Genomic DNA, 14,353 nt, shown 5'->3' with positions numbered 1-14,353 from the left:
GGCTGCAAGCGAAACGGCAGCATCCTCATGCGCCCTCCTCCACCGGCAAGCGCGAGGGTAGCGCGAGCGGCTCCGCGAGAGGCCGCGGCGCGCGCGAGCGCCTGTAGAGGCGGAATCCGAATAACAGCCCGACCTCCACGGCGATCAGGACGACGACGACCCAGAAGCCGACGCTGACCGGATCATGGCCGCTGCCGCGCAGCGCATAGCCCAGAGTGAGGAACGGCATGTTCCAGACCACCGTACCGATCGCCGTCGCCAGCACGAAGGCGCGCGGTTCCAGCCGCAGCACGCCGGCGGGCAGCGCCAGATAGATCCGGACGGTGGGCAGGGTCTGACCAATCAGCGTCACCCAGAAATGATTGCCGCGATAGGCGTCGGTGAGCTGCCGGTAGAGCGACGGCCGCAACAGCACGAATTTGCCAAAGCGTGTCACCAAGCCATCGATGCGCCGCGAGCCGAGCGTGCGGCCGAGCCCGTACCAGCCGATCGCGCCGACGACGGATCCGACGCTGGTCGCCAGGATCGTCATCGCGAGCGTCGTGCCGTCGGAGACGGTCAGCCCGAGCAGCATCAGCAGCACATAGGACGGCAACAGCGGAATGAACTTCTCGGCGATGGCGAGGCAGCCGACGCCCACCAGGCCAAAATGCAGGAACATCGCGATCGTGCTCGACGTGTCCATCGCGACCTCGATCAGGCGTGGGGGTGGCGGCGGCTGATCCGATAGACGGACGCCGGCGGCAGGTTGCGGAACGTCTGCCCGATGCAGCTCGCTTGCAGATCGAGGCGATCCAGGATCGCATCGGCGACCGGACAGCGCGGACCATAGGTGATCTGGTAGAACGCCCCGTCGGAGCGGAGATAGCCGAAGGCGCCATCGAGGATCGCCGTGACCTTTTCGGGCGGCATGATGAGAAGCCCGAGGCCGCTCACGACCGCACCGACCGGCGCTCCCTCGAACAGCCTCTCCCGCTTCAGCCACGCCGCATCCATCCAGAGCACCCGCGCACCGGGAAAGCGGCGCTGCAGCAGCGGGATGAATTCGGAGCCGTACTCGACCAGCGTCAGGTCCCGCTGCCTCACGCCACGGCGAAGCAAGGCTTGGGTAAAGACGCCCGTGCCGGGACCGAGCTCGATCACCGGACCGGTGTCAGCCGTGATCTCCTGCGCCATCAGCGACGCGACCGCCGGCCCGGACGGCGCGACCGCGGCAACACGCCGCGGATTGCGCATCCAGGCGCGGAAGAACGGCAGGATGTCAGCGGCCGACATGCTGAGGCTCCCGCGTGTTGAGCGCGATGCCGGTCGCGCGGCAGAGGTCGGTTGGCAAAATCATTTCAGGTGTCTTTCGCATTGCAGATGCCGGTAGCGCCGCCTCCGTCTCATGCGAAGCTTGCGTCAACCTGTCGCGAATCTGCGCACCCGAAAAATTTCGGTCGGCGACGCATTTGAGCTGACAAACACGCAAGGTTGCCGCAATGAACGAGACATAAAGCCGGCAGATCGATTGCCGAGGCGATGCAGGAATAGAGACGAATGCGGGTGCTGTTGGTGGAGGACCAGCCGGACATGGTCGCGGCGCTGCGTGCGGCCCTCGCGCGCCACGACATGCTGGTCGATCATGCGCCGGATCTCCTGGAAGCCGAGGCGATTGCCGCGGCGGGAAGCTACGACGCGATCGTGCTCGACCGGCAATTGCCCGACGGCGACGGGCTGACGCTGATCCCGAAATTGCGCGCGAGCGGCAACGCCGTGCCGGTGCTGGTGCTGACCGCCCGCGGCGAGCTCGCCGACCGCATCTCGGGCCTCGACAGCGGCGCCGACGATTATCTCGGCAAACCATTTGCGTTCGAGGAGCTGTTGGCGCGGTTGCGGGCGTTGCTGCGCCGGCCCGCCAATGTGCAGCAGCACGCCGTGCGGATCGGCCGCCTGTCGTTCGACTTCACCCATCGCGAGGCCAGCGTCGATGGCCGTGCCCTGGAGATGCCGCGCCGCGAGCGGCTGGTGCTCGAGGCGCTGATGCATCGGATGGGGCGGATGGTGCAGCGCTCCGCGCTGATGGAGGCGGTCTACGGCCTCGACGATGACGTGCAGCCCAACGCGCTGGACAGCCATGTGTCGCGTCTGCGCCGCAGGCTTGCCGAGGCCGACGCCGGCGTCACGATCAACGGCGTTCGCGGCCTCGGCTATGTGCTGCGGGAGACACCGTGAGCGTGCTGCGGCCGCGATCGCTCACCTGGCGCCTGGTCGGGCGCCTGGCGGGCCTGCAGGCGATCGCGTTGACCCTCCTGATTCTGCTGATCGGCGCCGCCGCGATCGGCCTGCTGCGCGCCGGGCTTTTGATCGGCGAGTACGAAGGCAGCACGCTCGATACGCTGCGCGACGCCGTGATGCGCGATGAATCCGGCGGCGTGATGCTGCGCCAGACGCCGGAACTGGCCGCATTGCGCGCCGAGCACGCCGACCTCTGGTTCATCGTCCGCGATGCCGAAGGACGCCAGATCTCCGAAGGCGCGGTGCCGGCGCAGTTCGCGCCGATCGCCTCAGCGCTCGATCATGTCAGCGAGGCGCGGCTCAAATGGAACGCGGCGGAGGCGATGCGGCCCGCGGCTCTCGTCAAATGGGTCGACACATCGGCCGGACGGATCCAGATCCTGACCGGCACGTACGGCCAGCTTTCGATGTGGCGCGCGCTGGAGAGCACGCCGCTGCTGTTCCTCAACATGATCCTGCCGATCGTCGTGCTGATGACGCTGGCGACGCTGGTCGCAACTCCGTTCGTGGTGCGGCGGGCCATGACCGGCCTCGCCCAGGTCGCGGCGCAGGCCGAGCGCATCGACATCGACCAGCGCGGCGTGCAACTGCCGCTCGACAACGTCCCGGTCGAGATCACGCCGCTGGTCAAGGCGATCAATGCCGCGCTCGACCGGCTCGACCGGGGTTACGAGCGTCATCGCCGCTTCCTGGCCGACGCCGCGCACGAGCTGCGCACGCCGATCGCGATCCTCTCGACACGCGTCGCTTCATTGCAAGCCGGTCCGGAGAAGACCCATCTGCTCGAAGACGCCACAAGGCTGAGCGTGATGGCCGGTCAGCTATTGGACCTGCAACGGCTCGACCAGCGCACCGACACGTTCGGCCCGGTCAATCTCGTCGGCGTCGCGCGGCAGGTCGTGCTCGACATCGCACCGCTCGCTTTCGCGGCGGGATATGACATGTCCTTTGAGCAGGACGACGACGCGGTCGTGGTGACCGGCGACCAGACCGCGCTTGAGCGCGCCCTCACCAATCTCGTGCAGAATGCCATCGACCACGGGCAGCGCCGCGGCACGATCCTGGTTCGGGTGACGACAGCCGCGCGGATCGAGGTCTGCGACGACGGCGACGGTGTCCCGCCCGACGCGCGCGAGCAGATCCTGGAGCCGTTCCGCCGGCTGCATCCGGGTGGACGCGGCGCCGGCCTGGGCCTCGATCTGGTGCAGACCATCATGCGCCTGCACGGCGGCCGCATCGAGGTCGATCAGGCGCCGTCCGGCGGCGCCTGCATGCGCCTGGTATTCCCCGAGCTGCGGGGTTGAGCTCATACGGCCGGCGGGTTCAGGCGCGCGAAGCCCTCCTGGATGCGATAGGGGTAATATGGATAGGCCGGCATCATCGCGCTCGCTTTGTCGAGACGCGCGATCTGGTCCGGCGAGAGCGACCATCCGACCGCGCCGAGATTGTCGCGCAGCTGCGCCTCATCGCGCGCACCGATGATGACGGATGAAACGCTGGGGCGCGTGAGCAGCCAGCGAAGCGCGACCTGCGGCACGCTGCGGCCGGTCTCGGCGGCGACCATGTCCAGCGCATCCACGATCGCGTAGAGCTTCTCGTCGTCGACCGCCGGCCCGAACTGCGCCGTCTCATGCAAACGGCTGTTCGCCGGCAATGGCTTGCCGCGCCGGATCCTGCCGGTGAGCCGGCCCCAGCCGAGCGGGCTCCAGACCAGCGCGCCGACGCCCTGATCGAGCGCGAGCGGCATCAGCTCGGATTCATAGTCGCGGCCGACCAGCGAATAATAGACCTGGTGCGCCACATAGCGCGGCCAGCCGTGCCGCTCGGCGATGGCGAGCGATTTCATCAAATGCCAACCGGAGAAATTCGAGGCGCCGACATAACGCAGCTTGCCGGCGCGCACCAGCGTATCGAGCGTCGACAGCACCTCGTCGACCGGCGTGAAGGCGTCGAAGGCATGCAGCTGCAGCAGGTCGATATAGTCGGTACCAAGCCGGCGCAGCGCAGCGTCGACCGCCGCGACCAGGCGATATCGCGACGTGCCGGCATCGAGCGGGCCGTCGCCCATCGGCAGGCCGGTCTTGGTCGAGATCAAAACCTTGTCGCGGCGGCCCTTGATCGCGGCACCGAGGATTTCTTCCGACGCGCCGTTCGAATAGACATCAGCGGTGTCGAACAGATTGACGCCGGCCTCGAGACAGATGTCGATCAGCCGCCGCGCCTCGCTGGCGTCGCTGCGGCCCCAGGCCGAGAACAACGGTCCCTGGCCGCCGAAGGTGCCGGTGCCGAAGCTAAGCACCGGTACTTTGAGGCCGGAGGTGCCGAGATTGCGGTATTCCATGGTCATACTCCTTGTGATGCGGCTCATTCGGCCGGGCACTGCGCGGCCAGCACGGCCGGCCGGTCGAGGCGCAGGCTCCACAGCGCGAGCAGCAGTCCGACCGCGGTAATGATTGCGGCGACCAGCGGCAACGCGCCGAGCCCGAGGCCGCGATCGATGGTGACGCCGCCGGCCCAGGCGCCGAGCGCGTTGCCGAGATTGAAGGCTGCGATGTTCAGGCTGGAGGCCAGCGTCCGCCCTTCCGCGCCGGCGGACTCGAGCACGCGCAGCTGCAACGGCGCGACGGTCGCAAATGACGCGATGCCGAGCACGAACAGCAACGCCACGGCCAATGCCTTGATCGAGACCACCGCCACCAGCACGACGAGCACGGCGGCGAGGCCGCCGAGCGACACCAGCAGTGCACGCGCAAGTCCCTTGTCCGCGAGCTTCCCGCCGGCGACGTTGCCGATCGCAAGTCCGGCGCCGAACACCAGCAGGATCGGCGACACCGCGGCGTCGGAAAATCCGGTGAGCCGGGTCAGGATCGGCTGCACATAGGTGAACACCGCGAACAGCCCGCCGAAGCCGAACACCGTCATGGCAAGCCCGAGCAGCACCTGCGGGCGACCGAGCACGGCGAGCTCCTCGCGCAGCGGCGCCGGCTTGTCGTTGGCGCCGACATGACCGGGGACCAGCACCGCCAGCACGATGAACGCGATCACGCCGATCGCCGCCACCGCCCAGAATGCCGCGCGCCAACCGAGCATCAGGCCGAACCAGGCGCCAAAGGGAACACCGAGCAGGGTCGCGACCGTGAGGCCGATGAACATCGTCGAGATTGCCGACGCGCGCTTGTCCTCCGGGACGAGGCTGGTCGCGACCACCGAGCCGACGCCGAAGAAGGTACCGTGTGCCAGCGAGGTGAGGATGCGCGCCGCCATCAGGAGTTCGTAGTTCGGCGCCAGCGCGCAGGCGGCATTGCCGAGCGTAAAGATCGCCATCAGTGCCAGCAGCACCGCCTTGCGCGGCATCCGCCGCGTCCCGAGCGTCAGGATCGGCGCGCCGACGAACACGCCGAGCGCATAGCCGGAGATCAATAGGCCCGCCGCGGAGACCGAGACGTGCATGTCGGCGGCGACCTGCAGCAACAGCCCCATGATGAGGAATTCGGTGGTGCCGATGCCAAAGGCACCGGCGGTCAGGGCAAGGACTGCGAGAGGCATGTGTCGCTCCGGAAGGTGAAGATTCCGCAATGCGAGATAGCGGTCCAGGAAGGACTAGAATGGCCGCAATCCAATCATTTGTGACTTGAATTCAAGATGGCCCGAACAGATACCAACCGCTCCGGCGAGATGGACGTGTTCGTCCGCGTGGTCGATCTCGGCGGCTTCACCGCGGCCGCGAACAGCCTGCGCCTGACGCCGTCCGGCGTCAGCAAGCTGGTGTCCCGGCTGGAGACCCGGCTCGGCACGCGCCTGGTCAACCGCACCACCCGCAAGCTGCAACTGACAGAGGAAGGCCCAGGCCTTCTATCAGCGCGCCCAGCGTATCCTCGCCGACATCGACGAGGCCGAGCGCGAGGCCGCCTCCTGCGTGCCGCGCGGACATCTCACCGTGAACAGCAACATCCCGTTCGGCATGCTGCATGTGATGCCGCTGCTGCCGCGCTTCATGCGGGAGCATCCCGACATCACCCTCGACCTCGTGCTGACCGACACGCTGGTCGATCTGATGCAGGCGCGCGCCGACGTCGCGATCCGCGCCGGCCCGCTCGGCGCCTCACGGCTGATCGCGCGCAAGCTCGGCACCAGCCGGATGGCGGTGGTCGCCGCGCCCTCCTATCTCGCCCGCTTCGGCATGCCGAAGACCCCGGCCGACCTCGCCGCCCATCGCCGCATCGGCTGGACTTTTCCGCGCAGCATCCGCGGCTGGCCGTTCCGCCGCGCCGAAAAGATCGACGAGGCGTTGCCGCCGCCGGTCGCCCGCGCCAGCGACGGCGAGGCCGCGCGCCAGTTGACGCTCGGCGGCATCGGGGTGGCACGATTGGCACTGTTCCACATCGGCCCCGATATCGAGGCCGGGCGGCTGGTGCCGGTGCTGCAAAATCTCAATCCCGGCGACCGCGAGGACATCCACGCGGTCTATGTCGGGCACGCCGGTCCGCTGCCGGCGCGGGTGCGCGCCTTCATCGACTTTCTTGCGCAACACATCAGGGTCGGTGATCCGGCGCTGCGGCGTGGCGCGGATGGCAAATGGAAGATCGTGGGCGACAAGTGAGCATCCGATGACAAGCGAAACCCCGATCTTGCAGACGGTCACCGAGACGATCCGCATTGCCGCGCGGCCGGAACAGGTATGGGACGCGATCATGGCCGCCAATGCGGGCGAGACATGGCGCAATGCGCATTTCAAGACCGACTGGCAGATCGGCGCCCCGATCGAGATCGAGGCGGAGATCGGGGCGAAGCGCTATCGCGACAAGGGACGCGTGCTCCATGTCGAGCCGCCAATGCAGCTCGCATACGCCTATTGGTCACAGGTCTCCGGCCTGCCCGATGTTCCGCAATCCTATGCGACTGTCACGATGACGCTCGCAACTGAGGGCGATGAGACATTGCTGACCGTCACCCAGCAGGTGCCGCCGTCGCCGGTTCGCCGCGGGGACGGATGGGAAATCGGACCTGAGTCCGGCGCGAAGCATGTCGCCTTCTATTGGCGCATGACACTTCCCCGCCTGAAGCAGGCGGTCGAGGAAAGACGCGCTGCGGAGTAGCACGGTCTAGTCTTACTACATCACAGGCGCTTTCCGCTGGTCCTGCGAGGCTATGAACGAATCCAGCCGTCATTGCGAGCGAAGCGAAGCAATCCATCTGTCCGGAAACGCGGTTGGATGGATTGCTTCGTCGCTATCGCTCCTCGCAATGACGACGGAGCCAGAATCGTGACGCAGCAAGACTAGACCCGCTTCAGCAAAAAGAGCTGCGTGACATAAGGAAACACCACCTCGTCGGCCTGACCGAGGGCCGGCCTCGCGCAGGATATCGTCGGTCTTTCCCCGAAGCGCCGCCTTCTCCGCAGCGGGAAGATTGGCGACATAGCTGGTCGATGCGACGCGCTCGAACACGTCCTGGCGCGCCATCCGGTGCGGATGGTCCTGCACGATCTCCTTCTCGAGCACGAAGCGGGGATCCTTCAAGATCCAGCGCCAGCGTCCCGACCGTTGCCGCGGCGTATCTCCCGCGTATTCTTCAATCATGACGGACAACGCGTCGACCCACGGCGCGCGGTCATCCCTGTTGTTCCAGACCAGCGCAAGCGTTCCGCCGGGACGCAAAAGGCGCGCGATCTCGGCGACCGACGCCTCATTGTCGAACCAGTGGAACGCCTGGGCGCAGGTGACCAGATCGACGCTGCCGGTGTCGAGATCGATCGCGTCGGCATGCGTGTTGATGACCTCCACCCGCGCCTCCTTGGCCAGCCTGGCCGACATTTCCGCGACGGGCTCGACTGCGACCAGACGCGCGGTGGTGGGGAGATGCTGAAGCAGCAGGCGGGTGAACTTGCCGGTTCCGGCACCGAGGTCGACAACACAACCCGCGGACTGCAGCGGCAGCGCGGCGATGATCTCCGCAGGGTAGCTGGGCCGCCCCGCCTCATAGGCGGCGACAGCGACGCTGTAATTCCTGGCCGTAGGGTTCAGTGTCATGTGAGCTTCTCCTGCGAGCCGGCAAATCTGGCTGACGGTATAGAACAGTGCCTGCGCAGAACTGGAAGAGCGCGTCGATTCAAAATTCGCCGAAGCTTCGTCACCTTTGCGTCAGCGCGAGGCACCTGGCGTTGCTGCTTCTCGAACAACTGCGCGCAGTTTGAATGATCTTGCTTCGGCAAGCAGCGCAACTTTGCACGCCTGTGTTGCATCAACATCGCAGTTCCAGGTTGCAAGTTACCCATGATTGAACCACAGTTCCTGAAAGCGGACGTGGTCTGTTGCGCTTGCGCGGGACAAGCCCGGTGCCTCTTCCGCACTGGTGCAGCCATGCAGCGATCGCGGGCAATTTTCATCACAGCTATCGTCTACGCCGTGATCGGCGCGGTCATCGCGGGCGGCGGCATCTGGCTCGCCGCACTGGGTGGATCGATCTTCTACGTCATTCTCGGCATCGGCATTCTCGCCACCGCCGCGTTGTTGCTGGCGCAGCGCCGTCAGGCGCTCTGGCTGTTTGCGATCGTGCTGGTCGGCACGCTGGCATGGGCGGTTGCCGAGGTACGATTCGACTGGTGGCCGCTCGCGGCGCGCGGCGACGTCATCTTCCCGATGGCACTCTGGCTGCTGACGCCGGTGATCGTTCGCGGGCTCTCGCGACACCAGCCGGTGTCCTACGGGCGCGCGACCGCGCCGCTCTGGATCGGCGTGGTGGCGGCAGCCGCCGTGCTCGTCGTCGGACTGCTGTCGAGCTATCACGACATCAACGGCACGATTACCGAGGCCGGCGCGGCCGTGCAGCAAAGCGAAGCCGACCCGCAGCCGGATGGCGACTGGCGCGCCTATGGACGCACGCAGTTCGGACAACGTTACTCGCCGCTGAAGCAGATCACGCCCGACAATGTCGGCAAGCTCAAGGTCGCCTGGACTTTCCGCACCGGCGACGTGGCAACGCCGGAGGATTCCGGCGAGACGACCTTCGAGGTCACCCCGATCAAGGTGCGCGACACGCTCTATCTCTGCTCGCAACACCAGGTGCTGTTCGCGCTCGATGCCAAGACCGGCACGGAACGCTGGCGCTACGACCCCAAGCTCGTGCACAACAAGACCTTCCAGCACATGACCTGTCGCGGCGTCTCCTATCACGAGACTGCGGCCGGTGCCGTCGACTCCGGCGGCAGCCCGGCGCCGGCCGAATGCCCGCGCCGGATCTTCCTGCCGGTCAATGACGGCCGCATGATCGCGCTCGATGCCGACAGCGGCAAGCTGTGCGACGGCTTTGCCGATCACGGCATCCTCGACCTCCAGCAGGGCATGGGAATCAAGACCGCCGGCTTCTTCGAGCCGACCTCACCGCCTGTGGTCAGCGACAAGATCCTGGTCGTGGCCGCCGCGGTGATCGACAATTACGCGGTCGAGGTGCCGTCGGGCGTGATCCGCGGCTTCGATGTCTACACCGGCAAGCTGGTGTGGGCCTGGGACTCCGCCGCGGCCGACGAGAACGCGCTGCCGTCGCCGACGCGGCATTACACCAACGGCTCGCCGAACTCCTGGATCACCGCCTCGTTCGATCCGAAACTGAACCTGGTCTACATCCCGACCGGCAACAACGGACCTGATATCTGGGGCGGCAATCGCGATGCGCTGGTCGAGCGCTATTCGAGCTCGATCGTCGCGCTCGACGTCAACACCGGCAAGCGCGCCTGGTCGTACCAGACCGTGCATCATGACCTCTGGGACATGGACGTGCCCTCGCAGCCGAGCCTGGTCGATGTGACGACGGCCAAGGGCGTCGTTCCCGCGATCATCCAGCCGACCAAGGTCGGCAACATCTTCGTGCTCGACCGCAGGACCGGCGAATTGATCGTGCCGGCGCCGGAACGTCCGGTACCGCAAGGCGCCGCGCCCGGCGACCGCAGCGCGCCGACGCAGCCGTTCTCCGAGCTGACCTTCCGCCCCGAGGCAAAGCTGACCGGCGCCGACATGTGGGGCGGCACGATCTTCGACCAGTTGCTGTGCCGGATCATGTTCCACCGCTTGCGCTACGAGGGCACGTTCACGCCGCCGTCGTTGCAGGGCACGCTGGTCTTCCCGGGCAATCTCGGCATGTTCGAATGGGGCGGCATCGCCGTCGATCCCGTCAGGCAGATCGCGATCGCCAATCCGATGTCGCTGCCGTTTGCGTCAAAGCTCATTCCGCGCGGCCCGCAAAATCCACCGGCGCCGACCGCGGAGAAGCCGGTCGGCAGCGAGGTCGGGGTGCAGCCGATGTACGGCACGCCGTTCGGCGTCGATATTTCGAGCTTCCTGTCGCCGCTCTCCGTGCCGTGCTACCGGCCGCCATGGGGCTCGATGGCTGCGATCGACCTGAAGACGATGAAGATCGTCTGGCAGCATCCCAACGGCACGATCCGGGACACCACGCCGCTGCCGCTTCCGTTCAAGCTGGGCGTGCCGATGCTGGGCGGGCCGATCACCACCGCGGGCGGCGTCGCGTTCTACACCGGGACCTACGAGTACACGATCCGGGCCTACGACGTGCGTGACGGCAAGGTGCTGTGGGAAGATCGCCTGCCCGCCGGCGCGCAATCGACGCCGATGAGCTACGAGGCCGACGGCAAGCAATACATCGTCACCGCGGCCGGCGGCCACGGCTCGTTCGGCACCAAGCGCGGCGACTACGTCATCGCCTACGCATTGGGGGATTGAATCGCTTCATCGGGGCCGGGCTCTCTTCTCCTTCCCCTAAAACGGGGAAGGTCGGGATGGGTCAACCACAGGCAACGGTGCAAGTGGAGAGAGCAGATCCCCACCCGCTTTGCTCTGGCGGGCAAAGCGACCTCCCCTTTCCAAAGGGCGGTGGAACTGGCCCAACTCGGATAGCGTCGGCAAGGGTTGGCAAGTCCGGCCAAAGCCGCTAAAGGTCCGCCCCCTTTCACATCATATTCCGAGCATGACATGTCGAGCGCCCCGCCCGCCGTCTCGATTGGCGTCGATTTTGGCACCAGCAACACCGTGGTCGCGCTGTCCGATGCCGACGGCCGCGTTGAGGCCATCCGCTTCGACCATGGCGGCCGCACGCATAGCGTCTATGTGTCGGCGCTGTGCTTCTGGGAGGAGCGGCCCGGCGCCGGCCTGCATCCGCGCGCCGAGGGCGGCCCGTGGGCGATCGAGCAATTCCTCGAAGGGCGCACGATCCATCGCTTCATTCAGTCGTTCAAGACGTTTGCGGCAAGCTCGGCCTTCAACACCACGCAGATATTCCGGCAGCGCTACAAGTTCGAGGACCTGCTGGCGGCGTTCCTGCGCACGCTGACGCGCCATGCCGGCGACGGGTTCGATCTGGGCGCACCGACCATCATGGTCGGCCGCCCGGTGAAGTTCGCCGGCGGCAATCCCAACGACGAGCTCGCGATGCAGCGCTATCGCGCCGCGTTCGAGCGGCTCGGTGCCGGCCATGCGCGCTATGTCTACGAGCCGGTCGGCGCGGCGTTCTCCTTTGCGCGCAGCCTCGACCGCGACGCCACCGTGCTGGTCGCCGATTTCGGCGGCGGCACCAGCGATTTCTCCGTGATGCGGTTCTCGCGCAAGGGCGGCGTGCTGCGCGCCGAACCGCTGGGACATTCCGGCATCGGCATCGCCGGTGACACTTTCGACTACCGCATCGTCGACCACATCGTCTCGCCGCGGCTCGGCAAGGGCACCAACTACCGCTCGTTCGACAAGGTGCTGCCGATCCCCAATCACTATTATTCGAGCCTCGCGCGCTGGCACCAGCTCGCGATGATGCGGGGTAATGGCGATTTGCGCGAATTGCAGCAGCTGGCGCGCACCGCGCTCGATCCGGCGCCGCTGAACGATTTCATCACCATCGTCGACCACGATCTCGGCTTCGCGCTGTACCGCGCCGTCTCCGATACCAAAGTCGCGCTGTCGAGCCACGACCGCGTCGAGTTCCGCTTTGCCCGCGCCGGCATCGATATCGGCGCCACCGTGACGCGCGCCGATTTCGAATCCTGGATCGCCGACGATATCGAGCGGCTGGGCGCGACCGTCGACGAGGCGCTGGCGAAATCCGGCATCACCGCGCGCGACGTCGAGAAGGTGTTCTTGACCGGAGGCACCTCGTTCGTGCCGGCGGTGCAGCGCCTGTTCGCCGAGCGCTTCGGCGAGAGCCGGCTGACCTCGGCGGATCAATTCGAATCGATCGCCTATGGTCTCGCCTTGATCGGCCACACGCCTGATCCCGACCGCTGGACCTTCGCCGAAGCGGCGTGACGCTTCGCTCCGCGCCTTGATCCCGGCTCAATGCGGGATTACATCCATTCGATTATCAATCCCTGAGGATGCCGACGACCATGGATTTCACCCGGACCGCAATGCCCATCAGCCTTGCCCACGGGGATATCCATGCCAGCATCGATCGCGCTCTCCCATCTGACCCTGTCCGCGCCTGACGGCCGGGTTCTCCTTTCCAACATCGATCTCAGCTTCGGACCCGAGCGGACCGGTCTCGTCGGCCGCAACGGCGTCGGCAAGACGACGCTGCTCGGCCTGATCGCAGGCCGGCGCGCGCCGCACTCCGGCGCGGTCTCGGTGCAGGGACGTGTCGCGATGCTGCATCAGACGGTTCAGGTGCAGCCGGACCAATGCGTCATCGATCTGTTCGACGCGCGCGATGCGCTCACTGCACTGCGCCGTGCCGAGCAGGGCCTTGCGAGCACCGAGGAGCTTGCGGAGCTCGACTGGACGCTCGATACGCGCATCGCGGCTGCGCTCGCGCAGGTCGGACTGAGCGACGTGCTCGACGCGCCGCTGTCGATGCTGTCGGGCGGACAGGCCACCCGGGCGCGCCTCGCCGCGCTGACTTTTGCAGAACCCGACTTTCTGCTGCTCGACGAACCCACCAACAATCTCGACCGCCCGGGACGCCAGGCGGTGATCGACCCGCTCGCCGGGTGGCGGCATGGCGCCATCATCGTCAGCCACGACCGCGCGCTGCTCGAGACCATGGATGCGATCGTCGAGCTGACCTCGCTTGAAGCCCGGCGCTACGGCGGCAACTGGAGCCAGTACCGTCTGCGCAAGGCCGTCGAGCTGTCGGCCGCACGCCACGATCTGGCGGATGCCGAGAAGCGCGTCGCCGAGATCGACCGCAAGGCAAGGGAAACCTCCGAACGGCAAGCGCGCAAGGACGGCACCGGCGCGAAGAAGCGCGCCAAGGGCGACATCCCGCGGATCGCTGCCGGACTGCGCCGGGATCGCAGCGAAGACACCGGCGGCGAGAAGGTCCGCCTCGCCGAGCGCCGGCGGATCCAGGCGCTCGAACTGGCCGCCACGACGCGCCAGCGCATCGAGGTGCTGCAACCTTTCTCGGTGCAACTGCCGTCGACGCAGCTGCCGGCGGGCAGGATGGTACTGCGGATCGAGGCGGCCGACGCCGGCTACGCCGCGGACGCGCCGATCCTGCGTGATCTCACCTTCTCGATCTCAGGTCCGGAGCGCGTCGCGATCACCGGCCCCAACGGCGCCGGCAAGACGACGCTGCTCAGGCTCGTCAGCGGCGAGCTGGCGGCGACGCGCGGCAGCGTCGAGGTGATGACCCGCTTTGCGATGTTCGATCAGGCGGTCAGCCTGCTCGATGCACAGGCCCCGATCCTGGATAATTTCCGCCGCATCAATCCGGAGACGAACGAGAACGCGTGCCGCGCGGCGCTGGCGCGCTTCATGTTCCGCGCGGATGCTGCCTTGCAGATCGTTGCGAGCCTCAGCGGCGGCCAGCTGCTGCGTGCCGGCCTCGCCTGTGTGCTGGGCGGCCCAACGCCGCCGCCGCTGTTGATCCTCGACGAGCCGACCAATCATCTGGATATCGAATCGATGGAAGCGGTCGAGGCCGGGCTGTGCGCCTTTGACGGCGCGCTGCTGGTCGTCAGCCACGACGAAGCCTTCCTCGATGCGATCGCGATCACCCGCAGGTTCGAGCTCGGCACCCATCCCCGCCGACGATAGACGAGCCTCCCACCAAAATGGCGAAAACAACCCCATGCAAA

11 protein-coding genes and 1 pseudogene are annotated in these 14,353 nt (G+C 66.8%); 7 read left to right on the top strand and 5 right to left on the bottom strand.

Going from position 1 to position 14,353, the window contains the following annotated elements:
* Nucleotides 1-25: 25 nt before the first annotated feature.
* Complete coding sequence (locus ACVW17_RS09080) at nt 26-685, bottom strand: DedA family protein (protein WP_456797040.1); 660 nt, start codon at nt 683-685, stop codon at nt 26-28.
* Nucleotides 686-696: 11 nt separating this feature from the next.
* Nucleotides 697-1,275, bottom strand: coding sequence for a class I SAM-dependent methyltransferase (locus tag ACVW17_RS09075; protein ID WP_456751562.1), 579 nt, complete (start codon nt 1,273-1,275; stop codon nt 697-699).
* 264 nt (nt 1,276-1,539) lie between these two features.
* Here ACVW17_RS09075 and ACVW17_RS09070 point away from each other — a divergent pair, with 264 nt between their 5' ends.
* The gene (locus ACVW17_RS09070; RefSeq protein WP_456751561.1) at nt 1,540-2,214 is read left to right on the top strand and encodes a response regulator transcription factor; all 675 of its coding nucleotides are present in this window, start codon (nt 1,540-1,542) and stop codon (nt 2,212-2,214) included.
* Between the two features lie 5 nt (nt 2,215-2,219).
* A complete protein-coding gene (locus ACVW17_RS09065; RefSeq protein ID WP_456756380.1) occupies nt 2,220-3,581 on the top strand; it encodes a sensor histidine kinase in 1,362 nt (453 codons plus the stop codon).
* Between the two features lie 2 nt (nt 3,582-3,583).
* Here ACVW17_RS09065 and ACVW17_RS09060 read toward each other — a convergent pair whose 3' ends face one another.
* A complete protein-coding gene (locus ACVW17_RS09060) occupies nt 3,584-4,618 on the bottom strand; it encodes an aldo/keto reductase (protein WP_456751560.1) in 1,035 nt (344 codons plus the stop codon).
* 23 nt (nt 4,619-4,641) lie between these two features.
* A complete protein-coding gene (locus tag ACVW17_RS09055; RefSeq protein WP_456751559.1) occupies nt 4,642-5,823 on the bottom strand; it encodes an MFS transporter in 1,182 nt (393 codons plus the stop codon).
* A 96-nt stretch (nt 5,824-5,919) separates the two neighbouring features.
* Between ACVW17_RS09055 and ACVW17_RS09050 the strand changes: the two are divergent.
* Both ACVW17_RS09050 and ACVW17_RS09045 read left to right on the top strand, forming a co-directional pair.
* Nucleotides 5,920-6,877, top strand: a pseudogene (locus ACVW17_RS09050) (LysR family transcriptional regulator).
* A 7-nt stretch (nt 6,878-6,884) separates the two neighbouring features.
* Complete coding sequence (locus ACVW17_RS09045) at nt 6,885-7,373, top strand: SRPBCC domain-containing protein (protein ID WP_456797039.1); 489 nt, start codon at nt 6,885-6,887, stop codon at nt 7,371-7,373.
* Between the two features lie 69 nt (nt 7,374-7,442).
* On the opposite strand, the gene ACVW17_RS09040 is transcribed toward ACVW17_RS09045, so the two are convergent.
* Complete coding sequence (locus ACVW17_RS09040; RefSeq protein ID WP_456797038.1) at nt 7,443-8,306, bottom strand: class I SAM-dependent methyltransferase; 864 nt, start codon at nt 8,304-8,306, stop codon at nt 7,443-7,445.
* Nucleotides 8,307-8,636: 330 nt separating this feature from the next.
* Between ACVW17_RS09040 and ACVW17_RS09035 the strand changes: the two genes are divergently transcribed.
* The 3 genes from ACVW17_RS09035 (at nt 8,637) to ACVW17_RS09025 (ending at nt 14,312) form a co-directional block, all read left to right on the top strand.
* The gene (locus tag ACVW17_RS09035; RefSeq protein ID WP_456751555.1) at nt 8,637-11,012 is read left to right on the top strand and encodes a glucose/quinate/shikimate family membrane-bound PQQ-dependent dehydrogenase; all 2,376 of its coding nucleotides are present in this window, start codon (nt 8,637-8,639) and stop codon (nt 11,010-11,012) included.
* A 249-nt stretch (nt 11,013-11,261) separates the two neighbouring features.
* On the top strand, nt 11,262-12,581 hold the full coding sequence (locus ACVW17_RS09030; RefSeq protein ID WP_456797037.1) for an Hsp70 family protein: 1,320 nt from the start codon (nt 11,262-11,264) through the stop codon (nt 12,579-12,581).
* A 132-nt stretch (nt 12,582-12,713) separates the two neighbouring features.
* Entirely contained in the window at nt 12,714-14,312 is a 1,599-nt protein-coding gene (locus ACVW17_RS09025) for an ABC-F family ATP-binding cassette domain-containing protein (RefSeq protein ID WP_456797036.1), read from the top strand.
* Nucleotides 14,313-14,353: the final 41 nt, after the last annotated feature.

The sequence above is a fragment of the Bradyrhizobium sp. USDA 4473 genome, assembly GCF_054063335.1.
Note: the sequence above shows the minus strand (reverse complement) of the source record. Positions and strands in the feature narration are given on the sequence as shown.

Coding starts and splice junctions, on each gene's coding strand:
- ACVW17_RS09025 (WP_456797036.1), top strand. CDS start 12,714: ATGCCAGCATCGATCGCGCTCTCCCATCTGACCCTGTCCGCGCCTGAC.
- ACVW17_RS09055 (WP_456751559.1), bottom strand. CDS start 5,823: ATGCCTCTCGCAGTCCTTGCCCTGACCGCCGGTGCCTTTGGCATCGGC.
- ACVW17_RS09080 (WP_456797040.1), bottom strand. CDS start 685: ATGGACACGTCGAGCACGATCGCGATGTTCCTGCATTTTGGCCTGGTG.
- ACVW17_RS09075 (WP_456751562.1), bottom strand. CDS start 1,275: ATGTCGGCCGCTGACATCCTGCCGTTCTTCCGCGCCTGGATGCGCAAT.
- ACVW17_RS09060 (WP_456751560.1), bottom strand. CDS start 4,618: ATGGAATACCGCAATCTCGGCACCTCCGGCCTCAAAGTACCGGTGCTT.
- ACVW17_RS09040 (WP_456797038.1), bottom strand. CDS start 8,306: ATGACACTGAACCCTACGGCCAGGAATTACAGCGTCGCTGTCGCCGCC.
- ACVW17_RS09030 (WP_456797037.1), top strand. CDS start 11,262: ATGTCGAGCGCCCCGCCCGCCGTCTCGATTGGCGTCGATTTTGGCACC.
- ACVW17_RS09045 (WP_456797039.1), top strand. CDS start 6,885: ATGACAAGCGAAACCCCGATCTTGCAGACGGTCACCGAGACGATCCGC.
- ACVW17_RS09035 (WP_456751555.1), top strand. CDS start 8,637: ATGCAGCGATCGCGGGCAATTTTCATCACAGCTATCGTCTACGCCGTG.
- ACVW17_RS09070 (WP_456751561.1), top strand. CDS start 1,540: ATGCGGGTGCTGTTGGTGGAGGACCAGCCGGACATGGTCGCGGCGCTG.